At 59.4% G+C, this 24,769-nt stretch carries 25 protein-coding genes and 2 pseudogenes; 9 read left to right on the top strand and 18 right to left on the bottom strand.

Translation table 11 applies throughout. The annotated features are described in order from the left end of the window. The 6 genes from ACVWZU_RS11300 to trpB all read right to left on the bottom strand — a co-directional run. On the bottom strand, positions 1–716 hold a 716-nt coding region (locus ACVWZU_RS11300; RefSeq protein WP_457444951.1), incomplete at its 3' end, for a Uma2 family endonuclease. 266 nt (positions 717–982) lie between these two features. Beyond that, positions 983–2,377 (bottom strand): DNA repair protein RadA, encoded by a 1,395-nt coding sequence (radA, locus tag ACVWZU_RS11295; RefSeq protein WP_011433126.1) that lies wholly within the window; start codon positions 2,375–2,377, stop codon positions 983–985. A gap of 12 nt (positions 2,378–2,389) precedes the next feature. Continuing rightward, a complete protein-coding gene (gene aroC / locus ACVWZU_RS11290; RefSeq protein ID WP_457444955.1) occupies positions 2,390–3,526 on the bottom strand; it encodes a chorismate synthase in 1,137 nt (378 codons plus the stop codon). A gap of 39 nt (positions 3,527–3,565) precedes the next feature. Further along, on the bottom strand, positions 3,566–4,414 hold the full coding sequence (locus tag ACVWZU_RS11285) for a pantothenate kinase (protein WP_457444948.1): 849 nt from the start codon (positions 4,412–4,414) through the stop codon (positions 3,566–3,568). Next, a complete protein-coding gene (locus tag ACVWZU_RS11280; protein ID WP_414351904.1) occupies positions 4,404–5,186 on the bottom strand; it encodes an AMMECR1 domain-containing protein in 783 nt (260 codons plus the stop codon). Before ACVWZU_RS11280 ends, ACVWZU_RS11285 begins: the two co-directional genes overlap by 11 nt. Before the next feature lie 37 nt (positions 5,187–5,223). Next, positions 5,224–6,501 carry a tryptophan synthase subunit beta gene (gene trpB, locus ACVWZU_RS11275; protein ID WP_457444953.1) on the bottom strand — a complete coding sequence of 426 codons (1,278 nt, stop codon included), beginning with the start codon at positions 6,499–6,501 and terminating at the stop codon, positions 5,224–5,226. Between the two features lie 180 nt (positions 6,502–6,681). On the opposite strand from trpB, the gene ACVWZU_RS11270 reads away from it, so the two are divergent. From ACVWZU_RS11270 to ACVWZU_RS11245, 6 genes are all read left to right on the top strand, one after another. After that, positions 6,682–7,041 (top strand): hypothetical protein, encoded by a 360-nt coding sequence (locus ACVWZU_RS11270; RefSeq protein WP_414375464.1) that lies wholly within the window; start codon positions 6,682–6,684, stop codon positions 7,039–7,041. Positions 7,042–7,300: 259 nt separating this feature from the next. Continuing rightward, on the top strand, positions 7,301–7,843 hold the full coding sequence (locus ACVWZU_RS11265; RefSeq protein WP_414351906.1) for a hypothetical protein: 543 nt from the start codon (positions 7,301–7,303) through the stop codon (positions 7,841–7,843). A 48-nt stretch (positions 7,844–7,891) separates the two neighbouring features. Then, a complete protein-coding gene (locus tag ACVWZU_RS11260) occupies positions 7,892–8,455 on the top strand; it encodes a helix-turn-helix domain-containing protein (RefSeq protein WP_457444946.1) in 564 nt (187 codons plus the stop codon). Then, positions 8,455–10,047 (top strand): Hsp70 family protein, encoded by a 1,593-nt coding sequence (locus ACVWZU_RS11255; RefSeq protein ID WP_457444945.1) that lies wholly within the window; start codon positions 8,455–8,457, stop codon positions 10,045–10,047. Before ACVWZU_RS11260 ends, ACVWZU_RS11255 begins: the two co-directional genes overlap by 1 nt. A gap of 340 nt (positions 10,048–10,387) precedes the next feature. Continuing rightward, entirely contained in the window at positions 10,388–11,275 is an 888-nt protein-coding gene (locus tag ACVWZU_RS11250; RefSeq protein WP_457444943.1) for a 1-acyl-sn-glycerol-3-phosphate acyltransferase, read from the top strand. A 438-nt stretch (positions 11,276–11,713) separates the two neighbouring features. Further along, positions 11,714–12,136, top strand: a complete 423-nt coding sequence (locus ACVWZU_RS11245; RefSeq protein ID WP_457444941.1) for a hypothetical protein — start codon at positions 11,714–11,716, stop codon at positions 12,134–12,136. 622 nt (positions 12,137–12,758) lie between these two features. Here ACVWZU_RS11245 and ACVWZU_RS11240 read toward each other — a convergent pair. The 7 genes and pseudogenes from ACVWZU_RS11240 to psbE form a co-directional block, all read right to left on the bottom strand. Then, positions 12,759–12,872: a photosystem I reaction center subunit VIII gene (locus ACVWZU_RS11240; RefSeq protein WP_011433114.1), complete on the bottom strand. Its 114-nt coding sequence runs from the start codon at positions 12,870–12,872 to the stop codon at positions 12,759–12,761. A 38-nt stretch (positions 12,873–12,910) separates the two neighbouring features. Beyond that, positions 12,911–13,381, bottom strand: a complete 471-nt coding sequence (locus ACVWZU_RS11235) for a photosystem I reaction center protein subunit XI (protein ID WP_011433113.1) — start codon at positions 13,379–13,381, stop codon at positions 12,911–12,913. A 143-nt stretch (positions 13,382–13,524) separates the two neighbouring features. Beyond that, positions 13,525–13,758, bottom strand: a pseudogene (locus tag ACVWZU_RS11230) (transposase); the annotation flags it as partial. A 121-nt stretch (positions 13,759–13,879) separates the two neighbouring features. After that, positions 13,880–13,999, bottom strand: coding sequence for a photosystem II reaction center protein J (locus ACVWZU_RS11225; RefSeq protein ID WP_457444939.1), 120 nt, complete (start codon positions 13,997–13,999; stop codon positions 13,880–13,882). Positions 14,000–14,142: 143 nt separating this feature from the next. Continuing rightward, entirely contained in the window at positions 14,143–14,268 is a 126-nt protein-coding gene (locus tag ACVWZU_RS11220; RefSeq protein ID WP_011433111.1) for a photosystem II reaction center protein L, read from the bottom strand. A gap of 5 nt (positions 14,269–14,273) precedes the next feature. Beyond that, positions 14,274–14,405 (bottom strand): cytochrome b559 subunit beta, encoded by a 132-nt coding sequence (gene psbF, locus ACVWZU_RS11215; protein WP_011433110.1) that lies wholly within the window; start codon positions 14,403–14,405, stop codon positions 14,274–14,276. A 76-nt stretch (positions 14,406–14,481) separates the two neighbouring features. Continuing rightward, the gene (gene psbE / locus ACVWZU_RS11210) at positions 14,482–14,727 is read right to left on the bottom strand and encodes a cytochrome b559 subunit alpha (RefSeq protein ID WP_011433109.1); all 246 of its coding nucleotides are present in this window, start codon (positions 14,725–14,727) and stop codon (positions 14,482–14,484) included. 315 nt (positions 14,728–15,042) lie between these two features. On the opposite strand from psbE, the gene ACVWZU_RS11205 reads away from it, so the two are divergent. Then, a complete protein-coding gene (locus ACVWZU_RS11205; RefSeq protein ID WP_457384332.1) occupies positions 15,043–16,734 on the top strand; it encodes an S-layer homology domain-containing protein in 1,692 nt (563 codons plus the stop codon). An 18-nt stretch (positions 16,735–16,752) separates the two neighbouring features. Here the strand turns inward: ACVWZU_RS11205 and ACVWZU_RS11200 are convergent, their stop codons facing one another. After that, on the bottom strand, positions 16,753–18,480 hold the full coding sequence (locus tag ACVWZU_RS11200) for a Ppx/GppA phosphatase family protein (RefSeq protein ID WP_457444937.1): 1,728 nt from the start codon (positions 18,478–18,480) through the stop codon (positions 16,753–16,755). Positions 18,481–18,672: 192 nt separating this feature from the next. On the opposite strand from ACVWZU_RS11200, the gene thrS reads away from it, so the two are divergent. After that, positions 18,673–20,484, top strand: a complete 1,812-nt coding sequence (gene thrS / locus ACVWZU_RS11195) for a threonine--tRNA ligase (protein ID WP_457444935.1) — start codon at positions 18,673–18,675, stop codon at positions 20,482–20,484. Positions 20,485–20,591: 107 nt separating this feature from the next. Then, positions 20,592–20,921 (top strand): annotated as a pseudogene (locus ACVWZU_RS11190) (heme ABC transporter ATP-binding protein); the annotation flags it as partial. Here the strand turns inward: ACVWZU_RS11190 and malQ are convergent. From malQ to ACVWZU_RS11170, 4 genes are all read right to left on the bottom strand, one after another. Next, positions 20,918–22,519 (bottom strand): 4-alpha-glucanotransferase, encoded by a 1,602-nt coding sequence (gene malQ, locus ACVWZU_RS11185; RefSeq protein ID WP_457444933.1) that lies wholly within the window; start codon positions 22,517–22,519, stop codon positions 20,918–20,920. The pseudogene ACVWZU_RS11190 and the gene malQ overlap by 4 nt on opposite strands. A 146-nt stretch (positions 22,520–22,665) precedes the next feature. Further along, positions 22,666–23,538 carry a polysaccharide deacetylase family protein gene (locus ACVWZU_RS11180; protein WP_457444931.1) on the bottom strand — a complete coding sequence of 291 codons (873 nt, stop codon included), beginning with the start codon at positions 23,536–23,538 and terminating at the stop codon, positions 22,666–22,668. Between the two features lie 46 nt (positions 23,539–23,584). Further along, positions 23,585–24,220 carry an orotate phosphoribosyltransferase gene (pyrE, locus tag ACVWZU_RS11175; RefSeq protein ID WP_457444929.1) on the bottom strand — a complete coding sequence of 212 codons (636 nt, stop codon included), beginning with the start codon at positions 24,218–24,220 and terminating at the stop codon, positions 23,585–23,587. A gap of 205 nt (positions 24,221–24,425) precedes the next feature. Continuing rightward, positions 24,426–24,769 (bottom strand): GTP-binding protein (locus ACVWZU_RS11170; protein ID WP_457444927.1); only part of this gene is annotated, 344 nt, incomplete at its 5' end.

The raw sequence follows: 24,769 nt of genomic DNA, 5'->3' as shown, positions 1-24,769 counted from the left end.
GCGTTAGCGGGACGGAGTCCTTTCGCGTTAGCGGGACGGAGTCCTTTCGCGTTAGCGGGACGGAGTCCTTTCGCGTTAGCGGGACGGAGTCCTTTCGCGTTAGCGGGACGGAGTCCTTTGTCCTCCAGCCATGTGGACGCGAAGGGGACAAACTCACCTCCCCGCCGCTGAAAAAGGGCCAGAGGGGATCCCTGCAGTTCCCTTAGTTGCCGCAAGGGAGAGGCTACGCCCGCTGTGCGATCGTAGACCGCGTAGTAGCTGACGCCGGCGCGGGCATAGTCTTTGCGTTTGCGGCCCAGCTCTTCCCCTTTGCGCTTGGAGACAATCTCAATGACCACATCCGGCGGCTTACCCATCTCCCAGACCAGGTAGGTGCGATCTTCCTTGCGCTCAAAGCTGGCGGGGGGAGCCACCTCCAGGCTGAGCATCACATCGGGCATCAGGGGGGGCAGTTTGAGGGCAGAGAACAGGCCAATATTGGCTGTGGCCAAAAAGGGGATCAGCTCCCCCGTGTCTTCGGCCTTGGGCTGGAAGGAGGCGTAGAGAGCGCTGGTGAGCAGGCGCTGCAGCTTTTTGGAGAGAATGCTGTCCGCGGGCTCATCATCCTCGATGACCAGGTCGCTGTTCGCGCAGCGGGTGTAGCCTTTATCCGGTGGCAGAGGAAATGCCGCCTCCGGCATCGAGGGCTGGACTGGGCTGGAGAGTGCAGAAACCATGCTCACCGGGATCCGTTGCTGGTGTTGCTAACTACGGACTAGGGCTCAGCTAAGGCTGCTGAGCTGTTTGCCCAGCAGGCGTAGCCTTTTTCGAGGGTAACAAAAGTTTTCGGGAACATGATGGACATGCCACCGAAGCAGCGGATGCCGATCGCGTTAGCGGGACGGAGTCCAATCGCGTTAGCGGGACGGAGTCCTTGCTTGGCCTTTGGAGATAGGCGCAGCAGAGCCCAGCAGCCGGCGACGGGTGGAAGGCAAGGGGATGTTCACTCTGCGCTCTGGGAACCGGGCACAGCCACCAGCAGGGCTTCCAACACCCGCTGCACCCGACTCAGGCGCAGGCCGTGATCCGACAACACAGGGCTGTTGGGGATGATGGCGTGGCGAAACCCCAGTTTGCTGGCTTCTTTCAAGCGCTGCTCCAACTGGGCCACCGGGCGCACCTGCCCCCCCAGTCCCACCTCGCCAATCAGGACTGTAAAAGGATCCACTTGGCGATCCCGGAAGCTGGCGGCCACGGCCACTGCTACCCCCAAGTCGGCAGCTGGCTCGGCTACCTGAATGCCGCCGGCAGAGGCGATGTAAGCATCGTATTTGGAAAGCGGGATCCCCACCCGTTTTTCCAGCACAGCCAAGATCTGCAAAAAGCGGTTGATTTCAATGCCGGTGGAGGTGCGGCGGGGGGAGCTGTAGCTGGTGGGGCTGACTAGGGCCTGCACTTCCACCACCAAGGGGCGGGTGCCCTCGCAGGCAACGATGGTGGCTGTTCCGGGCATGGCCTGATCCCGGCTACTCAAAAAAAGCTGCGAGGGGTTCTCCACCTCCACCAAGCCAGAGGCGGTCATCTCAAAAACACCCATTTCCTGGGCTGCCCCAAAGCGGTTTTTGACGGCGCGCAATAGGCGGTGGCTTTGGAAGCGATCCCCCTCAAAGTACAAGACCGTGTCCACCAAATGCTCCAGCACCTTCGGCCCGGCCAGGGATCCGTCTTTGGTAACATGGCCTACAATCAGCAGAGCCACCCCCAGTTTTTTGGCCAGCCGCATTAACAGGCCGGTGCATTCCCGCACCTGGGAAACGGATCCCGGCGCCGAGGTGAGTTGCCCCCAGAAGATGGCTTGAATGCTGTCGATCACCGCCACCTGCGGTTGCAGAGCCTGGATCTCCGCCACGATGGCCTCCAGGTCGGTCTCGGCCAAGAGGTAGAGCTGCTCGCTTTCCACCCCCAGCCGCTCGGCGCGTAGCTTGATCTGCTGGGCTGATTCTTCCCCCGACACGTATAAGATGGGCCCGCTCTTGGCCAGGTGGGCAGCGCTCTGCAGCAGCAGGGTGCTCTTGCCAATGCCCGGATCCCCGCCAATCAACACCAGGGATCCCGGCACAATGCCACCTCCCAACACCCGGTCAAACTCGCCATAGCCGGAGGAGAGGCGAGGGTGGCGATCTGAGGAGACCTGGGAGAGGGGGAGGGCCGACCGGGGGATCCCATTGGCGCGGTTGGACCTAGGAGCGAGGGCTTGGGCCCGTGGGGACTTGGCCGCTGGGGCGACGACCACTTCCGTCAGGGTGTTCCAGGCGCCGCAATGGTCGCAGCGGCCCAAAAACTTGGCATAGCGCTCGCCGCACTGGCTGCACTCCCAGACGGTTTTGGCCTTGGCCATAGCCGGGGACTCCTAGGCCTGGGGAGCAGCGGCGACAGGGAGGGGCACCTCCGGCAAGACCAGGGATCCGCACTGGGCGTGGTGGCGCAGCAGATGGTCGCAGAGGACCAGGGCCACCATCGCCTCCACCATCGGCACTGCCCGCGGCAAGACACAGGGATCGTGGCGTCCCCGCGCCGCCAAAACCGTCTCTTGCCCATTGAGGGTGACGGTGTTTTGAGGCTGGCGAATGGTGGCAGTGGGCTTAAAGGCTACCCGCAGGACGATGTCTTCGCCGTTGCTGATGCCCCCCTGGATGCCGCCGGAGCGGTTGCTGCGGGTGCGCCAGCCGCCGGGGGTCATGTAAAACTCGTCGTTGTGCTGCTTGCCCGTCAGGTAGGTGCCGGCAAACCCCGAGCCAATCTCAAACCCCTTGCTGGCCGGCAGGGACATCACCGCCTTGGCCAAATCGGCCTCCAGCTTGTCGAACACCGGGGATCCCAGCCCGCGCGGCACCCGGCGGGCTACACACTCCACCACTCCCCCCAGCGAATCCCCTTCCCGCGCCGCCTCCTCAATTTTTTGGATCATGGCCGCCGCCGCTTGGGGATCGGGGCAGCGGACGATGTTGGCCTCCACCTGCTCTGCAGTTACCGAGCTGGGATCCACCTGGGCTTCCACGTCTTTTACCCGCTGCACATAGGCTAGGATCTCCACTCCCGCCGCCAGGCGCAGGATCTTCTTGGCAATGGCCCCGGCAGCCACCCGGCCAATGGTCTCTCGCGCTGAGGCCCGTCCTCCCCCCTGCCAGTTGCGGATGCCGTACTTGGCCTGGTAGGTGGCATCGGCATGGGAGGGGCGGAAGGTGGTGGCCATTTCGCTGTAATCCTGGGGGCGGGCATCCTGGTTGCGTACCAGGATGTGGATGGGGGTGCCAAGGGTGAGGCCCTGGAAGACTCCCGAAGTGATCTCGCAGCGATCGGCTTCCTGGCGCGGCGTGGTGATGGAGCTCTGGCCAGGGCGACGCCGATCCAGCTCCGCTTGAATGTCGGCCTCGGTCAACGGCAGGCGGGGCGGACAGCCATCTACCACCACCCCCACTGCCCCACCGTGGGACTCGCCGTAGGTAGTAACCGAAAACAGGACGCCGAAGGAGTTGCCGTTGGCCATGGGATCCCGAACTTTTGGGTTTGCAACTTTGTCTTGCAACTATTCTGCAACAGGGGGCTGCCCGGCGGCGCGGTGCCACTGACGGCAGCAGGCGATCCCCCGCAACACCAGGTGAGGATCCCAATGTAGTGGAGTGAGGAGTGAGGCTCTCTTCTCTCCGCTCTTTCCTCTCTGCTCTCTGCTCAAGGACTCCGTCCCGCTGTCGCTAACGGGGTTTTGCCGGTAACTTTGCAGGTGGGAGTAGAGCCACTCCCCATCCCCGCCGGTCAGCAGCAAAGGGCCTTGGGGAAAGCGGCGACGCCAGTCGGCAATAAACTCCCGCAACCCCGCCAGCAGAGTGTGGAGAATGCCGCTGCGGATGGCAGCCACGGTGTCGTTGGCCCAGCGAGGGGGCAAGGGATCCTGCGGATCCCACTGCACTTTGGGCAGCAGGGCTGTGTGATCAGCCAACGCTTGCGCCTGCAGCCCTAGGCCGGGCAAGATCGCCCCCCCCACCAGGGATCCTTCAGAGTCAGCTCCTGTGAGGGTCAGGGCAGTACCCGCGTCGATCACCAAACAAGGCCAGCCGTAGTGGATCCCGGCAGCCCACAAGGCCAAGGCCCGATCCAGCCCCAGCCCCGGGTAGGGATCCCGCAGCGGCACCTGCGACAGCTCCAACTGATGCACCCAGGGCGATGCTGGCGGCAGGGGGGCAGAGCCCACAGGAGCCAGCCACAGCTCTGTCTGCTGCGGCCAGGACAAGGGCTGGTGAGCAGGAAACCGCTCCACCTTCACCAGGGTCTCCTCCACAAACCAACCCCAGCGCACGTGAGTGTTGCCCAGCACGGCTGCCAGCCACTCACGACAACAGTGCGAAGCGTTGAGATCTGCCCCCTCCTCAAAACTCATGCAACAGCTCTGCCTCCACGCGAAACAGCTCCACCGGCTGGTCGGCAGGGATCCCGGCCAACCTCTTAGCGGTAGCAAGCTGCCATTCTGTCGTCAAAGCCTCTCCCGGCAGCAACACCGCTCCCCGGGTTCCAGAGCGGACAAATAGGCCCATGCGGGTGGGATCCACCTGCTCCACAGCGGCAAAAGGACTCCGTCCCGCCGACGCAATGGGCACCACCCGCCGCACAATGGCTACCTGAATGGAGGCCGACTCCAGCTCCCCGGGTTGCAGAGGTACGTAGCGCCAATCGCGGGTGACTGCCCCCACCGCCGCCCGGATGGTGGCCCTGACTAGGTCCTCGCCGCTGGGATCCAAGCTGCCCCAGCAGCCGCGGGGCCGACCCTCTGTACTCACCGTTACAAAAACCCCCGCAGAGCGCCGCCAGTGGGGCGGGATCTCCTCTGGAGGTGGCAGCACCTGGCCGGTGGCGAAGTAGTAGGCAATGGCCTGACGCGCCAGCGCCGGCAGGGTGTCAGGGAGAGGTTGTCGCCGGCTGGGAGAGGGGATCCCTTCTGAATCGGACTCCGTCCCGCCAGTGCGATCCCGTAAGCGGTGCGAGGCACCCATGGACTCCGGCGGAGGAACAGGGGCAGTTGTCTCAGAAGGCTGCGGCAGGGATCCCGTCCACAAGCCCAGCCCCGCAGCCAGGAGCAGGCCGATCGCGTTAGCGGGACGGAGTCCTTGAAGACCCAGCAATCGAACCGTGAAGTGAACTCGGCAGGTGAACACCCAAGAGAATCCCGTTGGTGGTCACAACAACCGTACTCTAAAAGCTACGTCCCCGCTGCTGCAAATACTTGAAAACGGTGTTTAGATCCTTGTCGCCGCGCCCAGAACAGTTGACCACCACCCGCTGCTGAGGGCCGATCGCGTTAGCGGGACGGAGTCCTTGCTGCGGGGCCAGGGTTTTCAGATAGGCCAGAGCGTGGGCTGTCTCCAGGGCGGGGATGATCCCTTCCAGGCGCGACAGCAGCAGCAGCGCTTCCACCGCTTCGTCGTCAGTAACCGCGTAGTACTCGGCCCGCCCGATTTCTTTTAGGTAGCTGTGCTCTGGCCCCACGCCAGGATAATCCAAGCCAGCGCTGATGGAGTGGGCCTCCTGCACCTGCCCTTCTTCATCCTGCAGTAGGTAGCTCATGGCTCCATGCAGGACTCCAATCCGACCGCGGTTGAGGGTGGCAGCGTGGCGGGGCGTGTGCAGCCCTTCTCCGGCGGCTTCGATGCCGATCAGCCGCACCTGGGGATCCCGGACAAACTCGTTGAACAGCCCCAGCGCGTTGGATCCACCCCCCACACAGGCCAGCAACACATCCGGCAGCCCTCCCCATTTTTCCTGGCACTGCTGCCGCGTCTCCTGGCCAATGACATCGTGAAAGGCCCGCACCAGCTTCGGGTAAGGGTGGGGCCCCGCCACCGTGCCGATGACGTAGTGGGTGGTCTCCACGTTGGTTACCCAGTCGCGGATGGCCTCGGAGAGGGCGTCTTTGAGGGTGCGCGTGCCCGATTCCACTCCCCGCACCTCAGCGCCCAAAAGGCGCATCCGCTGCACATTGGGGGCCTGCCGCTCCATATCCAGCGCCCCCATGTAGATGACGCATTCTAGGCCAAAGCGGGCGCACACGGTTGCCGTGGCCACCCCATGTTGGCCGGCGCCAGTCTCGGCAATGATCCGCCGCTTGCCCATGCGCACCGCCAGCAGCACTTGGCCAACGGCGTTGTTGATCTTGTGGGCGCCGGTGTGGTTGAGATCTTCCCGTTTGAGGTAGATCTGCGGGCCGCCGTAGTATTCGGTTAGCCGCTGGGCAAAGTAGAGGGGGCTGGGCCGCCCAACAAAATCCCGCAACAGGTTGTGAAACTCGGCGCGAAAGTCGGGATCCCGCCAGTGATGCTCAAAGGCTTCCTCCAGCTCCGTTAGGGCGCTCATCAGGGTTTCCGGCACAAACCGACCCCCAAACGGCCCAAACCGCCCCTGGGGATCCGGACGCACCTGCGGGTCAAGGGGATCCAAAACACGAGGGGGAGAAGCAAGAGGAGCTGAGGTCATGGCAAAATCCGTCCGGGCCTTGCAGCCTGCAACTAGAGAGAGGCTTTCCCATTCTACAGAAGGAAGGGGCGATGACCAGTCTCGCCTCTCTTCTTCTGCCGTGGGATCCCGAAAAGTTGTTTTGAACAAGGGTCTTCCCAGGATTTTTAAGATAAGGCCGTCCGATTTTGAGGCGGCCTTATGGACAAGCATCTGCAAGAGTTGCTCCAGCAAGAAGATCAAAAGCGCAGAGATGAAGAGGTGCGGCGCACCTATGCCCTTTCTCAAAAGTCCGAGGGGATGGTGATCCTTCTGTCTATTCTGCTTGCCTTCGGAGCCTACCTCTACACGCGGCGGTGGAAAGCTTTGATGGTTTTTCTGGGCTGGTGTTTCTTCCTTGGCGTGTTGTTTAGCGACGACGAGGGAGAGGTTTCCCTACCCGGACTGTTTCTGGCCTCCACCTGGGCAGCAGTAGACAACTGCGGCGCTATCCAGCGGGCAAGAGAAGAAATTGAACGGCTGCGCTCCGGCCAAAACCCTGATGTTGATCGGCAAACTTAAACTTGGTCGACAAAACAAAATAGTGGCCCAAAAATCGGTATTTTATTTCAAACTCTCGAAAAAGATGCTATACCTACTATTTCAAGTGGCACCCAGATACAAGCGGCGCAACCGACCCATTCTCAACGGCAGTGAAACTTGGATTCCTATTCCCTTTGTCTTTTGGGAAAGAGCTTGGACAAACCAAATTCTGTCCCCCTAGGAGAGGGGCTGGAGGTGAGAGAGCTTAGGATAGCTACAGATTAGAGCAATCAAAACCATGAAGTCTGCTGCTCGCCTAGCTTGTCTGCTTGCCGGACTGATCCTAGGAGCGGGGATCCCCGTCATTGCTCCCGCCCCCGCCCTTCCCGTTGCCCAAGCCGGTTTCCGGCCCTATCTCAATGCCCGTTTCGGCTACCGCATCGACTACCCGGCAGACTTTATCCCGCAAGGGGAATCCGACAATGGCGACGGCCAAGTGTTCCTCGGTCAAGACGGGGCTGAGCTGCGCGTTTGGGGTGGGTACAACATTTTTCAAGCAACGCCCGCCAGCGCCCTGCAGGAAGAACTTCGCCGCAGCCGGGAAAACCAGCGCCAGGTTACTTACCAAGCTGTTGGCCGGGATTTCTTTGTGGTCTCCGGCTACGAGCCCGTTCGTGTCAGCGGTGCGGAGCCCTTTGGCCAGCGGATTTTCTATCTCAAAACAGTTGTCCGCCCTTCGCTGCAAGCTGGCTTTGAGTTCGTGTACCCGGCCAGCCGGCGCGAGCGCTATGACCGAGATGTGGAAGCTATAGCCCGTTCCCTGCGCCTTGCCGATCCCTGAGCTAGACCCAAGTTGGGGCATGATCGTAGGGATCCCTGGCAAAACCCAATGGCCGAGAGACCGCTGGATAGTTGGCTGCAGGAACGCATGCGGGTTGTTGGCCTGTCTTCTTGGCGGGCTTTACAGGCCCAGGCCGGGATCAGCCGCCGCGCCCTTGATCAGGTGCGCCAGGGGAAGTGGGGATCCCTGCGCCTGGAGCAACTGCAAAAGTTGGCTGCCGCTCTGCAGTGGGATTTGGGATCCCTACTGCGCCTCAACGGGAATGACAAAATGGGAGCCACCGATTCATCAGAAGTCCTCTTCTCTCTGCTGCAGCCGTTGCTGACCAGCTACCCCACCGTCCGCCAGATTGCCCAGCGCAAGCCCGATTGGCCGGCCCAAAACGTGATTGCCTTGTTTCGATCCCTGGATGCTCTGCTGCAGCACTGGGGGTATGAGTCCATTGGCAGCCCCCTTGAATCCGTCCCCTTCGATCCGCAACTGCATCAACCGGATCAGCTGGATATTCAAAAGGGGGATCCCGTTTACATTCGCTTTGTCGGCTACCGCCGCGGTGACCACATCCTCTGCCCAGCCAAAGTCAGCCGTTCCCTGCCTGGAGGATTGAGCTGATGGCACCTGCCCCCAAAGCGACCCTAGCCATTGATTTTGGCACCAGCAACACGGTGGTGGCAGTTTGGGATCCCGCCCAAGCAGTGCCCCGTCTCCTCACTCTTCCCGGCCTCTCTCGCCCAGACCACTCGGCTATTCCCAGCTTGGTCTACGTGAAGGGAAAAGGCCAGCTCCTGGTGGGGGAAACCGTGCGCGCCGGTCGGTGGGGGGCAGTGGATCCGCAACGGCTGTTTCAGGGGTTTAAGCGGGACTTGGTGGCGGAGTTTGTCCCTCCGCCGCGAGTTCTAGATGGAGAGCGCTACGACGCCGAGAGGGTGGCCCAAGCTTTTTTGCAGACGGTCATGGAAGCGGTTCAGAAAGAGGGCCTGCAGCCAGACCGGGTGGTGTTCACAGCCCCCGTGGGATCCTTCGAGCGCTACTTGAATTGGCTGCGGGGAGTGGCCAGTGCCTGTGGCTGGGATCCCGTTCAAATTGTCGATGAAGCCACGGCAGCAGCCCTGGGCTATGCGGTTGGCCAGCCGGGATCCCTAGTGCTGGTGGTGGATTTCGGCGGCGGTACCTTGGATCTCAGCTTGGTGCGCACCCTCGCTCCCCAAGCGGGTAGCCCTGTCCTCAAAGCGGAGGTGATCGCCAAGGCCGATGCCTATGTGGGCGGGGTGGACATCGACATTTGGATTGCCGACTACCTACTGCAGCAACTGGGGCTAAGCCGACAGCAAATTGGAGCTCTGGGCTGGCTCAACCTCCTGGAGCAGGCGGAACAGCTCAAGATCGCCCTTTCCACTCAGATGGAAGCGGTGGGCAGTTGGTTTGACGACGAAGCCCTCACTGCCCATGAGTTGAAGTTAAGCCGGCAGGAGCTGGAAGAGATCCTGGAAGCTCGTCAGCTTTTGGATCAAATCCGCCAGTGCCTAGACGACGTTCTCCTCACCGCCCAGGCGAGGGGATTGGGCAAGAACCAAATTGAGCAGGTGCTCTTGGTAGGAGGCAGCTCCCAACTGCCAGCAGTTCAAGAGCTGCTGCGCTCCTACTTCGGCAAAAAGAAAGTGCGCTGCGAACGCCCCTTCGATGCTGTGGCCCTGGGCGCCCTGCAGGTGGGCCGCCAGGTGAAGCTGGAGGATCGCCTGCACCACAGCTATGCCCTCCGCCTCTGGGATCCCTTGCAGAAAAGCTACATCTACTACCCTCTCTTCGAGCAGGGCAGCCCCTATCCCTGCCGACGGGCTGAGCCCTTGATCCTGCAAGTGGCCAACGACGGACAAACGGAGATTCGCCTAGAGGTGGGAGAAGTGGCCCAGGTAGTCCAATCGGAGGTGGTTTACGACGAGCTGGGGCGCATGAGCAGCCGTCAACTCACCCGGCAAACCGACTTCCGGTTCCTGGCTCCTCTCGGATCCCCAACCGTTCGCGCTACTTCGACGGAGTCATCACCAATTTGTCTGGCCCGTTTGCAGCCCCCTGGCCGCGTGGGAGAGGATCGCCTTCGCGTCGAATTTGCCATTGATAGCTCGCGGCGCTTGTTGGTCACCATCACCGACCTGCAAACTCAGGCGCTCTTGGCAGAGGCCCAGCCTGTAGCCACCTTGAGTTAAGAGACGAAAGTAGAGAGAAGAGAGCGTCTTCACTGCAACGGAAGACAAAGAAAGCAATGTAAAGGGCACGACATGGCCACGATTCCCAACTCTCATCTCCCCCTGTGAGAGAGGGGTCGGGGGCTTGAGGAGAGTAGAGAGCGGTTGCGCCGACGGCGTGGGGTCTCAGGGGAAGGATCTCAATCATTGATATTGTTGATATTGATTATTGATTAAGAATGGCTGCATATCCAGTGATCTCTGTAGCGACTTGATGAATAATCTGAGCGATGGGATATGAATCTGATTTGCGTTTAACCACACTTCTTCTCTTGAGCTACCTTGGGAACAAATCTTGCTCTTGTCACCACCGCCCCATTTTGCCCGTCCTCCCCTCGACTTTATTCCGCCCGCCTATAGCGCCTGGGTGCTACGGCTCGTCCACGGGATCCTGCCCCTGCTCTTGCGGGTGAGGGTGCGGCGCTGGCTTCCTTCCGGCATTGCCAAAATCGAGGCCACAGGGGCGGAGATCTTGGCGCGGCTCTACCACCAGTTCCAGGAGGGTCAAATTCGCCTAGTCCTGGCTTTCCGACATGTGGAGGTAGATGACCCGCTGGTGGGCCTGTACGTTCTATCTCGCCTGGTGCCCGAAGCCGCCCGTCGACAAGGGATCCGCCTTCGAGAACCCCTTCACGCCCATTTTCTCTACGACCGGGGCATGCCCCTCTGGGGAGGGGAATGGCTGGGGTGGCTGTTGTCTCGCCTGGGCGGGATCCCTATACGCCGCGGTCGGAGGGTGGATCGGGTGGCGCTAAAGGCGGCCCGGCAACTGCTCCTGGATGGGCAATTTCCCTTTGCAATCGCCCCAGAAGGAGCCACCAACGGCCACAGCGAACGGATCAATCCCCTGGAACCGGGAATGGCTCAGCTGTGCTTTTGGTGCGCCGAGGACCTGGCCAAAGCTGGTCGCTCAGAGACCGTCATTTTGCTGCCCATTGGCATTCGGTACTACTACACGGATCCCTCCTGGACGAAGCTGGAGCGCCTGCTGGCGCGCCTTGAGCACCTGAGTGGGTTGACGCCTCCGAAGCCAGAGCCAAGATCCTCCAGGAGCCCCAACCTTCGCTACACCCAGCGGATCTGCCGCCTAGCCCAGCATCTCCTGGGACAACTGGAAGCTTTCTACGACCTACCTGATACATTTACGCTGAACACTGCTGAACATCACTGTTCAACTATGCAGCGATAGCATTCTGTTTGTTTCCATTCGCGTTAGCGGGACGGAGTCCAAACAGAATGGCGGTATCCCGCAAAGCTTTGAGTAGAATACCCAAAGCGCAGTTTCCGTGTCGTCTTACTACCAATTTTCTGCTTTGCTTTGGCTACCATGTTGGCAGACTCGAAAGTAAACAGAAAGATCAACTGGTAGTAATCCGTACTGAACATATTATTAGTTGAGCTTATTATTGACTAGAGTCATGCTTCCTTCATCTCTGGGAGAGATGAAGAAGAACAACGGATAGAGCAGAGGCTAGCCCCTGGCCACTTTAACGCTCGCCTGGAGCGGCTGCTCCACAGAGCCCTGGAAACCGCAGAGACCTACTTTGGCCTATCTCCCCAGGGGGATTGGAACAGCCGCTGCCGCCGCATTGAAGAAGTCGCCTGGATCCAGATTTACCGAGAAGAATTGCGGCATCCTGGATCCCTGTCTCCCCTGCAGCGGGGGTTGCTCGACTGGAAAGCCCACCAGGCAACGCTCTACCTGCAGCACATGCGCTTGGTGGAAAGCTGTGTAGCCGTCCAGGAAGAGTATTTGCTGAGCAAACCCTCTTTTGAGCAGCTGGCAGAAACTGCCCTCATTCTATTTGATGTGCTGGCCCGCCTTCGAGGGGAATCCTACCCAGCCCGCCCTCGCCTAGGCTGGCGGGGGGTTCACGTGACCGTCGGGGATCCCATCTCCGTTAGCGAGCGGTTAGAGCGGTATTGCCGAGGCCGCCAGGAAGCCAAACAGGCGGTGACCGAGCTAACTCAGGATGTTTTTTCTTTCCAATTTCTTTACTTTTTCTTCCAATTTCTAGGGATCCCCCAAAGGGGGAACCAGCTTAGGTGAGAAGCCTGGCACTACCGCCGAGAGACTGCCGAGAGATAAACCACCTTCCCGTCATGGAACAGAGCTGAGCCTTGGTCGCCCCGCTGGGACTCTGCTCGGTACTCCCAGCAGCAATAGGAACTCACTGTGGTTTTCCACAACCAGGTGAGGTACTGCTCCGGCCTCGCTCACCTCGGTGATGGTTGCTTCCTTGGTTTGCAGATCTGGAAGGCGATAGGCAACTTCCTGCTCCCCCTAAGAAAAGAGAGGGAAAACCTGGAAACTGCCCTCTTGAATGGGATCCCCAATACGCAGGGTTGGAAAGTTAAGGCTGGCCATCGACTCCTCCTTCTCGTTGAAGTTGCAAGGGTGTTGCGGAAGCTGCCCTTCCCCTTGTTGGCTTGGGATCAGCTCGCCGGATCCTGCTCCAATCTAAACTCCTTTGGAAATGCTCCCTTCCTAAAAAAAAGAGGTGAGGGGACAGCCTTCGCCTTTCGGGACTCTGGTAGCGCGGATGGAAATCATCCTGACCAAAAGAGAGGGATCCCTAAAAAAGGGATCCCTGCCTCAATATCTGGGGTTGATCTCTAGCCTGAAATAATTGAAATTAATCAGCACTAGTGAGTATCAAAGCACTCCGGGACTAGTCCCGCTCAATGTACAAAAAAAGCACTGCCATGCCCACTGCAGGAAGCAGCCAACCAACAATGGGGATAAAAATCCAAGGAAGATAAGCAGCAGCGTAAGAACCGGTCATGATTTTGCTCCTCTCAAGTGATGTGACAAACTTGACAACTAATTCACCAACCCTCGAAAGATGGCGTCGATCCCGGCAAAGTTCTCCAGCAGGAAATAGGCAGCAAACACTCCACCCATACCTCCCAAGAAAAATCCTGCCGTCAGATCCCCCCAACCCCGAGCTGTAGCCAGAGGAGCGGCCCCCGGTGTTTCCGGCTTGTTTCCGAAGGTAACGCTGCCATAGGCCGACATGCAGGCGGTTCCCAGCAGCACAATCGCCATCGCCGTAACCAGCCCGCCTAAGTTAGCTGCCTCAGGGTAATCCCGCAGCGGCCCCAGCACAATTTCTGGCCCTACCAAGAAATAGCCATGGGCCAGCCCAATTTCCAGCCCCCGCAACAGCGGCGATAAGCCAGGACGGTTGATGGGGAGATTGTTGATAAACAGACGGGTGACAGGAGAATCGCTGATGGGCGTCGAAAGATGCCCCTCGCAGGGATCGTCGTTAAAGGTGCGAATGTAATCCATGTCCGAATGTCCTGCCTGGAATTTTGCGATTCATTCTACGGGGCCTAAGTTACCCTCTCGGCAACCACCACCCGGATCGTTAAAAAAGTTCATGCTCGCTTAACACAGAGATAGCTCTTGTGACATCCTCTCAACACTCACCCTAACAACCAGTTGGCTGTCTTGTAGTGGAAATCCTTGCGCTGATTGGCTACTTTGAGATGGGCCTTCGCCACTCGCCTTAAGGCTTTCTTACGGCGGTTTGACCCTTGCTTCTTGCGGGATAATGACCGCTGTAATCTCTGTAACCGCTTTTGTGCTTGGCGATAATACTGGGGAACTGGAACAGACTCCCCTGCATTGGTCACCAAAAAGGATTTCAACGTGATGGGTAGCCCCGGAAAAAGTGGTAGATACAACAGCATCGAAAGGCCTAACTGAATTCAGCTAGGCCATAAAAACCATGCGGCTTTGTACCCCTACCTATTGCGGGCTACTACCAGACCGAAAACCTCAAACCTACAGACTAGAGCCTAGGCCCGCATAGGAGCCATAGAAAAAGAGCCCAACTACCGTGATCACACCCAAACCGGCAACCACAGCCACTATCCACAAAGGGATCCTTGCTTGACTGGTCATAGCAACTGGTCTCCAAAAGAACTAAAGACGGAACTAGCAGCAATTACATTTTCGGTAATAAGGGAACAAAAGCTGGCCAAAAGCCAACTGTATCCCTTGCCAGCCCCTTTCAACTCTAAGAAGAGCAGAGTGGGATCCTGGCCTCAGTTGAGAAAATAGCTGGAGAACAACAGCCCAACCACAAACACCAGCAGCAAACCCAAGTAAAGGGAAGTGCGGTTTAGCTCGACAGGTTGGGAGTTGGGATTCCTTTCGGGTTGATCAGCCATTGGGTTCACCGTTGAATAAACTGCATTGCAGCAATGGCTCCCAAGAAGAAAACAGTTGGGATCGCCAAGGTATGTACCGCCAGCCAACGGACGGTAAAAACAGGGTAAAAAACGGGTTCATCAGATTTAGTGGCCATAGATATCACCCTACGCAAAAAGCTCAATCAACTTACAAATTGCAACAACGAATAGTCCACTTACCCACGGGCACTCCTAGCGAGTCAGCCTCTCCAGCTCCTCCAGAGCATTGAAGCGATCGCTAACGATCGGCAACTCCTGGCGCTCTGCCGTGAAATACTCATTGGGGCGCGGGGTGCCAAAAATATCATAGGCCAGGCCAGTGCTCACAAAAAGCCAGCCTGCCAAAAACAAAGCGGGAATGGTCAGGGCGTGAATAACCCAGTAGCGGACACTGGTAATGATATCGACAAAAGGTCGCTCTCCGGTGCTGCCAGCCATGAAACTCCTCCCTAGGGTAGGGGCAAAAGTGCTTTCTGAACTTTCTGAGTCTATAACACAATGATAAGGATTTGGATGCACAACTACAAGTTGCAAGACATTCGCTTAGCCCCTTTGCTGCCAAGCCGGATCTCAATCTTGTCTTGGATAAGTAAAATCTCCTATGGGGTTCCTGTGACCAACCTCCTCACCCGAGTTTTCAGAATCTCACTGCCAAAGGGCGCAATCCCAACGGGTATCGAGGGCTTGAGGATGGGGCGGAAGTTTGAGATAAGCTGGCCCTGAGGGGATGTTGTTGGAACAGGAGTGACAGCTATGCGGTGCTCGTGGCCCCTAGCTCTGAGCTTGTGTTGGACGCTGGGCTGGTCGGGTGTCAGCTTGCCGGCTTGGTCCCAAGGGGTGGAGCAGCAAGCCTCGCTGGCCTGGACCGACCCCTACGTGGCGGCTCTGGAACGTCAGACAGATGTGGTGATCACCCAAGAACCCCTGTCAGCCACCCTGACCCGTCTGGAATTGGCCCAGTGGCTGACGGAGTTTTTCGGCTACATCCCCAATCCCAACCAGGTGCAGGAGATTCGCGACCTGGAGCCCAACACCCCCGACTATTGGACTGCCCAAGCCGTGCTGCAGGCGGGGGCCATGCGCCTATACGAGGGCAACGAGTTTCGCCCGCAAGGGGATATCACCCACCTGGAAGCCCTGGCCATTTTGGTGCGGGCTCTGCAATTGCCTGCTCCCACCCAGGCCGATATTGAGCGCTGGATGGCTCTGTACACCGATGCGGCTGATGTGCCGGAGGTAGGGCGGGCTTTTGTGGCCATGGCAGGCGAAGCGGGGCTGCTGGTGAATGTGCCGGATCCGGCCCGTCTTCAGCCCAATCGGGTGCTGAGGCGAGCAGAAGGGGCAGTGTTGTTGCATCAGGCCCTGGTATATCGCGGTCAGCTTCCGCCCTTGCCACCCCCTGTGGCCCAGTTGCGTCCCTCCCCAGCCCGGGTGGCCGAGACTGTCCAACCCGAAATCTTCCAAACGCGGATCACTCCCGAGGGAGGAAGTGTTCCTGCAGGGGGAACCTTGACCATTGAAGCGCAGGCCACTCCCAACGGCAGGGCTACGGTTGATATCGGCGGCGTGGTTCAGGGTCTGCCGATGCAGGAGGTGCAGCCCGGCTACTACCGCGCAGTTTATAGCCTTGGTCCTCAGGATGCCGTCTTTGGCCCCGACATCAGTATTCAGTTGACCCTCAATGGCGTCAGTACCCGCGTTCAACGGCGGCTACCTCAACTGGCCTTGGGCAATGTCGCTCCCCCGCCGGTCGAGTCGGTGTTTCCGCCCCCGGCTCCTCTGCCGCAGCCGTCCCCTGCCCCTTTGACTGCAGCCGGCAATCGCTATCCGCGCATTGAGGCCATTCGCTTGGATCCCCAGCGCGACTTGGTGGAAGGGGACATTCTCACCATTGCCATTTGGGGGGAATCTGGAGGGATCGCCCAGTTTGATCTGGGGAATCTGGCCCTGAACCAGCCGATGCGGGAGGTACGACCCAACCACTACGAAGGCACCTACGTGGTAGCCCCCACCCACCAGGCCAACAATCCCACCTTGAGGATTGTGCTCACCAAGGACGGCCTCAGCCAGGAACATCGGGAGATTTTTCCTTTTTCCATCGATGGCTCCAGAGGAACCCGCTCCACCATTCAGCCGGTTTCCGCACCCGTCGCCACGGGACTGCCCCAGATTTTCAGTGTCACCACCAACAGCACCAATCTGCGCATGGGAGAAATTCTCAAAGTCACCATGCGAGGGGATCCGGGGGGGCGGGCTGCTTTTCGGATTGTTGGGGTAACGCCGGAAGTCGAAATGCGGGAGGTGGCGCCGGGCCTATACGAAACCCAGCAGCAGTTGCCCTTCAACATGCAGCCGGTCAACAACGGCATCATCGAGGTGATTTTGCAAAGAGGGGGCCAAAAGACCACCCAAACCAGCCCCTCGCCCATTACCATCGCCCCTTAGCTAGGATCCCCGAGAAGGCTAAACTGCTGCCTCAAAGGGATCGGCGCTGCGCTGGATCTGGGTAGAGAGCTTGGGGATTACCTGCAGGTTGAACTGTTGCTCGAAGACTTTTTTCTTCTCGTTTAAGCTCCACAACTCTAGGGCACAGTCGTCCTTGGGATGCCTGGGATCCAAAATCAACTCCATGCGGCGGGGGCCTTCTCCCAGGAGCTGAAAACGGCAGTGCAGGGCTTGAATGGCCTGCAGGCGGCGGCGATCCAAAGCACAGGCTATGCGCAGCAGGGGGCTCAGTTCCAGCACCACTTGGCGATCCCGCTCGTCGCTGAGGCGCTGGAAGTTCTCGTGCTTCTTCTTGGGGGGCGACTTGCGGTGGTAGCGGGCCAAGTTGGCGATCACCTCCACCTCTTCTTCGTTGAAGCCCAAGAGTTCTCCATGGCGGATCAGGTAGTAGGAGTGCTTGTGGTGGGCGGCATGGCTGATGAAGTGGCCGCAGTTGTGCAGCATGGCCGCCGCCCAGAGAAGAGCCCGCTCCCGGGATCCCCAGCCATGCAGGATGCCGCGGGTTTGATCGAAAAGGCTGAGGGCAAACTCGGCCACCCGCTCGGCATAGGGGATCTCCACCTGGTATTTTTCCGCCAGCTTGAGCACACTGCGCCGCCGCACCGAGCTGTGGTAGCGCAGCCGATCCTCAATCAGCCCTTGGCCGATCATCCAATCCACGATCAGCCCTTCCCGCAGAGCCCGTTCGCAAAACTGGATCCGCTCCACCCCCAGCAGGGTCATCACTTCTTCCAAGATGACCGCCCCGGCTAGGATGATCTCCCCCCGCCTTTCCCCCAGGCCGGGCAGCTTTTGCCGTTCGGCCACCGTGAGGGAGCGCAGCTCTTTGATGTAGCCGCGCAGGGCTTCCAGGCTGAACTCATACCCCTGCAGGCGATGGGGGAGAGCGCCCAACCGACGGCGGGCATCCAACTGGGCCAGGCACTCGACGGTGCCAGAGGTGCCCACCAAAGGCAGGGATCCCTGTTGTTGTGAAGAGGCAAGGATCCGCTTCATCTGCTCGATGGGGGATTCCAGCATGCCGCGGATGTGCTGGCGCAGGGCTTGCAGTTCGGCAGAAGTGGGCGGGTCGTGGTGCAAAAAAGCCTGGGTCAGACGCACTGCCCCTACCTTGACGCTGCGCAGAAACTCCGGCTCTTGGCCATTGCCCAAAATCAGCTCGGTGGAGCCGCCACCAATATCCACCACCGCGTGCAGCCGGTTGTGGAACTCCATCGCCGAGAGCACCCCCAGGTAGATGCGGCGGGCCTCTTCCTGCCCCGAGATCAACTCCACCCGCAGGCCCAGCTCCCGTTCAATCCGCTTCAAAAACTCCAGCCCATTGGGGGCCTCGCGCACAGCACTGGTAGCCACGGCAACAATATCCTGCACCTGAAAGCTCTCAGCAATGCGGCAAAACCGCTCCAGAGCCGTCCGGGCCCGTTCCATAGCTGCAGGCGTGAGGGCGCCCGTCTGGCTGCAAAACTCCCCCAGCCGGACGGTGGCTTTTTCGCGGGAGATGATGGTGAAGCTAGGGATACGGGGATTGATGCGCACCACCACCATGTGGAGAGAGTTGCTGCCCACATCGATGGCCGCCAGAACGGGGGCCGCCCAAGATTCAGAACGAGAAGCCGGGCTGGTTTCGGAAACTGGGGAAGCAGAGGTGACAGAGCGTTCCGTGAAGTTGGTGGGCGAAGAGATCATGGCTCGGGTAAGGGGGTCAACCCCTTTAGGATACTGTGTACTTTCCCCCCTTGTTCCGGGCCGAGTCGTGAGGTGAGGTTCGCGGTTGACTCGGCAAACAGGGGAATTGATTAGCTGGGGATCCCTGCCGCTCTCGCCCCAGCCTAAGATAGGGACACAGTATTTGATTTGTTTGTTTCAAAGTAGGTTCCGATGTCTCAGCCAGCCGAATCACCTCAGAAGGCCAACAGCACCCTCAAACTGCTGCGCACTCACGAGTCTCCCAAACTGGAGCGCATCCGCCACACCACTTCCCATGTCCTGGCTATGGCGGTGCAAAAGCTGTTTCCCAAGGCCCAGGTGACCATCGGCCCCACAACCGACTACGGCTTCTACTACGATTTTGACCATCCCGAGCCCTTCACGCCGGAAGATCTGGATCGCATCAAAAAAGAGATGCAGGCAATCATCAAAAAGGGCCTGCCGGTGATCCGCGAGGAGGTGAGCCGTGAAGAGGCCAGGCGCCGCATCGAAGCCCTCGGAGAACCCTACAAGCTGGAGATCTTAGACAGCATTCCCGAAGGGGAGGTCATCAGCATTTACCACTTGGGGAATGAATGGTGGGATCTCTGTGCCGGTCCCCACGTGGAAAACACGAAGGAGATCAACCCCAAAGCTTTTGACCTGCTCAGCGTGGCCGGCGCCTATTGGCGGGGGGACGAGACCAAGCCGCAGCTCCAGCGCATCTACGGCACCGCCTGGGAGACGCCGGAGGAGCTCAAGGAATACAAGCGGCGGCTGGAAGAGGCCAAGCGGCGGGATCACCGTAAGCTGGGCAAGGAGCTGGGCCTATTTATATTTGCCGATGAAGTGGGGCCGGGCCTGCCCCTTTGGACCCCCAAAGGAACTACTCTGCGCTGGGTGCTAGAGGATTTTCTCAAGCAGGAGCAGCTCAAGCGGGGCTATCTGCCGGTGGTTACCCCTCATATTGCCCGTGTGGACTTGTTCAAGATCTCCGGCCACTGGCAAAAGTACCGGGAAGATATGTTCCCCATGATGGCGGAGAATGAGCAGGATCGCGCAGCCGAACAGGGCTTTGTCATGAAGCCGATGAACTGTCCTTTTCACATCCAAATCTACAAATCCGAGCTGCGATCCTACCGCGATTTGCCCCTACGATATGCCGAATTCGGCACCGTCTATCGCTATGAGCAATCGGGGGAATTGGGAGGTCTGACACGAGTGCGTGGCTTTACGGTGGACGATGCCCACCTGTTTGTCCGGCCCGATCAGCTGGAGGAGGAGTTTCTTAAGGTTGTCGATCTCATTTTGGTGGTCTTCGACAAGCTTAAACTCAGAGATTTTCGCGCCCGCCTCAGCTTCCGCGATCCCAAGTCGGACAAATATCTGGGATCCCCTGAGGACTGGGACAGGGCCGAGAATGCCATCCGTCGCGCTGTAGAGAAGCTCTCGATGCCCCATTTTGAAGGGATCGGCGAAGCAGCCTTCTATGGGCCAAAGCTGGATTTTATTTTCCGCGACGCCCTGGATCGGGAGTGGCAACTGGGCACGGTGCAGGTGGATTACCAAAACCCACAGCGCTTTGATCTGCAATACGTAGCTGAGGACGGATCCCGGCAACGCCCGGTGATGATCCACCGCGCTCCCTTTGGCTCGCTGGAGCGGCTGATTGGGATCCTCATCGAAGAATACGCTGGGGATTTTCCCTTCTGGCTGGCCCCGGAACAGGTGCGCATTTTGCCCGTTTCCGATCAGTATCTGGGCTACGCCACCCAGGTGCGGGATCAGCTGCGAGAGCAGGGGATCCGCGTCCACATCGATGCCGACAGCGATCGTTTGCCGAAGAAAATCCGCAATGCCGAGAAGGCCCGGATCCCCTTCATGCTGATCGTGGGGGAACAGGAACAGGCGGCAGGAACGGTGAGCGTGCGCCAGCGCCATGGACAGGAGCTGGGATCCCTGACGGTGGCAGACTTCCTGGATCAGGTGCAGGCGCTCAACTAGCCGGTTGCGGCAATGGAGGGCAGTGGAGTTTTCAGAACTTGAGGATCCCAGATGCCGGGGAGCTCAAGAAAGGGCCTGAATGTCCCTTTCTAAAGAAAAGCCAGCCGACGGCCGTGTTGACGGCCCGCCGCTATTCTGGCGGCAATGCCCAGAAGATCGTTGTGGGGCGGGAGCTTTCCTGTGGATCCAAGGTGCTGGTGGCTGCCCAACCGACGCGGGGGGTGGATGTGGGGGCCATCGAGGCCATTCATCGGCGCATCCTGCAGGCGCGGGATCAGGGCATGGGGGTGCTGCTGGTATCGGCGGATTTGAATGAGGTGATCAGCTTGTCGGATCGCATTTTGGTGATCCATGAGGGCCACCTGGTGGGAGAACTCACGCCTGAAGAGGCCACCGAAGAGCAGCTAGGGCTGCTGATGGGCGGGATCCAGCATTAGACGAGGCTGGGGGCAGCTTGAGAAGATCCTGCCGCCCGTTCTTGGGCTAGGGCTGCTCGCCGTTGCTCCAACTCTTGAGGAGAGATGCGCCCATAGGTCACGCTCATCTCGGCCAGCCGCTGGATCATGTCCTGCCGCAGCATCTCTTCGCGGTAGCGCCAGGCCCAGTTGTTCTCGGTGGTGCCGGGGAAGTTCATGCGCGCCTCTGCCCCCAGCCCCATCACATCCTGCAGGGGAATGATGGCCAGGTCGGCTACGGAAGAAAGGGCCAAGCGGATCAGATCCCAATGGATGCCCCCGGATCCCTGGCAGCCCAAATAGCGCAGCAGGTTTTGTTTTTCCCACTCCGAGCGATCCGGGTCATGAAACCAACCCACCACCGTGTTGTTGTCGTGGGTGCCGGTGTAAACGACAAAGTTGCGCTCATAGGCATGGGGCAAATAGGGGTTATCGGGCCCAGAGCCGAAGGCAAAGAGCAACACCTTCATGCCGGGCAAGCCAAATTGATCCCGCAGTTGCAACACCTCCGGCGTAATGTCTCCCAGATCTTCGGCAATCACCGGGATTTCCCCCAACTTGTCGGCCAGGGTCTGAAAGAAATCTGCCCCCGGCCCTTTTTGCCACTCCCCTTCCACAGCCGTTTCTGCATCGCCTGGAATGGCCCAGTAGCTCTCGAAGCCGCGAAAGTGGTCGATGCGCACACAGTCCACCTGCTTGAGGATGGCCTGGATGCGCCGGATCCACCAGTCGTAGCCGCGAGCCTTGAGCACCTCCCAGTTGTAGAGGGGGTTACCCCAGCGTTGCCCAGTAGGGCTGAAATAGTCGGGCGGCACACCGGCTACCTGCAAGGGCTGTCCCCGTTCATCCAGGTGAAACAGCTCCCGGTTGGCCCACACGTCGGCACTGTTGGGGGCAACGTAGATGGGCACATCCCCAATGAGCCGCACTTGATGCCGATGAGCATACTCCCTCAAGGATCCCCACTGCTGGGCAAACAGATACTGCCAAAACATCTGCTCGGTAATGGCATCGGCATAGCGATCGCGAGCCTCTTGCAGGGCCGGCGGATCCCGTCGCACCAAGGCCGGATCCCATTGGTTCCACTCTTGCTCGCCGTACACATCCTTGAGGGCCATGAACAGGGCATAGTCCGGCAGCCAGTCGGCCTCGGCAGCGCAATAGGCTTGGAAAGCTTCCCAATCGGGGCCGGAAGCTTTTTCTTTGAAGGTAGCCCAGGCGCGGTGCAACAGGCCCAGCTTGAAGGGGATCACGGTTTCGTAGTCCACCCGCTCGGCGGATCCGGCTTGGATCGTTGGCCATTGGGGCAGGTCCTGCCAACTGTCGGGCTCTAGCCAGCCGGCTTTTACCAACAGCTCCGGGCTGATGAGCAGCGGGTTGCCGGCTATGGAGGAAAAGCTCATGTAGGGGGAGTTGCCCCAGCCGGTAGGTCCCAGAGGCAGCACCTGCCAGAGGCGCTGGCCGCTCTCCACCAGAAAATCCACAAACCGGTAAGCAGCCGGCCCCAGGTCGCCGATGCCAAATGGCCCCGGTAGCGAGGTGGGGTGCAAGAGGATCCCGCTGAGTCTGCCCATGCGCATGGCCAAGCCCTTTTGCTGAAGGTGGCTTCACCGCCTATGCTGTCACTTCCAGAGCCACGATGAACAGCTCCAGACAAGACAAAATCGGCACAAAGCCAAAAGACCCCCTTTTCCGCCCTGGCCAGGGATCCGGAACTGGGATCCTGTCAGGCCATCTCAGGCGCAGGGCAGGCTTGGGCATACCAGTCATAGAGGCCATCCCCGGTGGTGAGCCAAGTATGAGGGCGAGATTGGATGTGCTGCAAGGCTTTTTTTAGGGATCCCATCCGCAGAGGCTGCCCGACAATAAAGGGGTGCAGGCCGATGGCCATGATGCGGGGGGAGCGTTCCCCATCCTGCCAGAGTTGATCAAACTGGTCGATGAGGGCCTGGGCAAAGGCTTCTGCCGACAGGCGGGCGCTGAGACAGAGGCTGATGTCGTTGGCCTCCAGGGTGTAAGGGATCCCCAAGAGGGGGCCGGCGGCAGTTGGGAACCAGTAGGGTTGGTCGTCGTTTACCCAGTCGGTGGTGTAGCGGATCCCGGCAGCCTTGAGCAGGTCAAAAGTATTCTCGCTAACGGAAAACCCCGGTGTCAGCCAGCCCCAGGGACGGGATCCTGACACCTTCTCCAAAAGGGACAAGCTGCGCTCGATCAGCTCTTGTTCGGCTTCGCGGGCCAGGCCGCTGTGGCCGGTGGAGTTGTTCCAGCCGTGGGCCAGCACCGACCAGCCGTATTGGAGGATCCCTTCGATGATGGGGGGGTAAAGCTCCACCATTTCTGCATTCAAGGCGGCAGTCACCGGGATCCCCAGCTCCGCGAACAGTTCAAACAAGCGCCAAATGCCCACCCGATTGCCATAGTCCCGCCAGCCATAGTTGGCGATCTCAGGGGAGCTGGTGAGGTGGGGTTGAATGGCCGTGCCCAGCTTGCCAAAAGTGAAGTGCTCGATGTTCATCACCACGTACACAGCCACCCGCGCCCGATGCGGTAGGCTCGGCAGATTTCGGCTGGGTAGAGCTGAGTAGGCAGGTGGCAGCATGATTCCCTCTCCAAGTCATTCCAGGACAGTTAGCCCTTCGTTGGCGTCAGCAGCGTGGAGCACTTTCTTCCAACTTTCTTTCAGAGGCTGAGGCTTGACGACAAGCCCGCACTTCTTCAAGGGTGAACAGGCGACGCAAGGGGATCCCTGCTTCGCGGCAGCGATCTTCTGCCCCTTCCAGCCGATCCACCAAAGCGAGGATCCCTTCCGCCCGATAGCCGGCTGCCCGCACCCGCTCTACAGCTTTGAGGGCCGAGCCGCCGGTGGTGACGACATCTTCCAAGATCCAAACCCGGCTGCCCGCCGGCAACTCCGGCCCCTCGATCCAGGCTTGCGTGCCGTGCCCCTTGGGCTCTTTGCGCACGATTAGGGCGGCTAGGTTGGCAGGCTCAGCCCTCAGGGAGGCCAAACTCACCGCCGTCACCAAGGGATCCGCTCCCAGCGTCATCCCAGCCACTGCTTCGGTTTCGGGAGGCAACAGCCGGTGTAGCAGGGATCCCACCCAATAAGCTCCTTGGGGGTGAAGGGTAACCGGCTTGCAGTTGATGTAGTGGGGGCTCTTCTGTCCAGAAGTGAGGGTAAAGGAGCCTTCTCGGTAAGCCAGTTGGGCCAGGAGATATAGCAGTTTCTCCCGCGCTTCCTCTGGGGAAAGGGTCAGGGGAGAGCAATCGAGCAGCAACACAGCAGGGATCCCCTTGGTTCAATAGCTGATGGGAAAGAGCACTCAGGACATTTTATTATCCGGCCAATCTCCACGAAGTCCCACCTTACCCTTCGCAGCGTTTTCCAGCTGCACGAGGGGGATCCCTGTCACGCAAAAGATACGCCTGTCTTGGCTAGGGCCAATGTTGCTGAAGTTCTAGACCGGCGGATACCTGAAAATCTGTTCAAACAACCACCTGGGGCATCATTTGCTCAACCAACAGAAGCAACGTGTTGGCAACAGAAGCCGGCTCCTGGGCATTCAAAGTGGTGTGCGGAACTGAACCGTCCTGATTCCCCAAAATTAACAAAATGTCTTCTGGATCCCAGGCATTGGGTTGATCGACGTGGGTGATCCCAATCACGTAGGGGGCGCTCGTCCTGGCCTTCATAAAAGATTGAATGGCTTGGGCATTGCGAAACTGGCCCGGCAAGTGCGCAGGCACCAGAAGAACATAGCCGTGGGCACGCTTAATCAAAATATCCCACATAAAGTTAAAGCGAGACTGGCCGGGAGTGCCGTAGAGAT

The sequence above is a fragment of the Thermostichus sp. MS-CIW-26 genome, assembly GCF_054059115.1.
The sequence above is the reverse complement of the archived record's forward strand: the minus strand, read 5'-3'. Positions and strand labels throughout refer to the sequence as shown.

Coding starts and splice junctions, on each gene's coding strand:
- radA (WP_011433126.1), bottom strand. CDS start 2,377: ATGGCCAAGGCCAAAACCGTCTGGGAGTGCAGCCAGTGCGGCGAGCGC.
- aroC (WP_457444955.1), bottom strand. CDS start 3,526: ATGGCCAACGGCAACTCCTTCGGCGTCCTGTTTTCGGTTACTACCTAC.
- ACVWZU_RS11285 (WP_457444948.1), bottom strand. CDS start 4,414: ATGAGTTTTGAGGAGGGGGCAGATCTCAACGCTTCGCACTGTTGTCGT.
- trpB (WP_457444953.1), bottom strand. CDS start 6,501: ATGACCTCAGCTCCTCTTGCTTCTCCCCCTCGTGTTTTGGATCCCCTT.
- ACVWZU_RS11270 (WP_414375464.1), top strand. CDS start 6,682: ATGGACAAGCATCTGCAAGAGTTGCTCCAGCAAGAAGATCAAAAGCGC.
- ACVWZU_RS11265 (WP_414351906.1), top strand. CDS start 7,301: ATGAAGTCTGCTGCTCGCCTAGCTTGTCTGCTTGCCGGACTGATCCTA.
- ACVWZU_RS11260 (WP_457444946.1), top strand. CDS start 7,892: ATGGCCGAGAGACCGCTGGATAGTTGGCTGCAGGAACGCATGCGGGTT.
- ACVWZU_RS11255 (WP_457444945.1), top strand. CDS start 8,455: ATGGCACCTGCCCCCAAAGCGACCCTAGCCATTGATTTTGGCACCAGC.
- ACVWZU_RS11240 (WP_011433114.1), bottom strand. CDS start 12,872: ATGACCGGTTCTTACGCTGCTGCTTATCTTCCTTGGATTTTTATCCCC.
- ACVWZU_RS11235 (WP_011433113.1), bottom strand. CDS start 13,381: ATGGATTACATTCGCACCTTTAACGACGATCCCTGCGAGGGGCATCTT.
- ACVWZU_RS11225 (WP_457444939.1), bottom strand. CDS start 13,999: ATGACCAGTCAAGCAAGGATCCCTTTGTGGATAGTGGCTGTGGTTGCC.
- ACVWZU_RS11220 (WP_011433111.1), bottom strand. CDS start 14,268: ATGGCTGATCAACCCGAAAGGAATCCCAACTCCCAACCTGTCGAGCTA.
- psbF (WP_011433110.1), bottom strand. CDS start 14,405: ATGGCCACTAAATCTGATGAACCCGTTTTTTACCCTGTTTTTACCGTC.
- psbE (WP_011433109.1), bottom strand. CDS start 14,727: ATGGCTGGCAGCACCGGAGAGCGACCTTTTGTCGATATCATTACCAGT.
- ACVWZU_RS11205 (WP_457384332.1), top strand. CDS start 15,043: ATGCGGTGCTCGTGGCCCCTAGCTCTGAGCTTGTGTTGGACGCTGGGC.
- ACVWZU_RS11200 (WP_457444937.1), bottom strand. CDS start 18,480: ATGATCTCTTCGCCCACCAACTTCACGGAACGCTCTGTCACCTCTGCT.
- thrS (WP_457444935.1), top strand. CDS start 18,673: ATGTCTCAGCCAGCCGAATCACCTCAGAAGGCCAACAGCACCCTCAAA.
- malQ (WP_457444933.1), bottom strand. CDS start 22,519: ATGCGCATGGGCAGACTCAGCGGGATCCTCTTGCACCCCACCTCGCTA.
- ACVWZU_RS11180 (WP_457444931.1), bottom strand. CDS start 23,538: ATGCTGCCACCTGCCTACTCAGCTCTACCCAGCCGAAATCTGCCGAGC.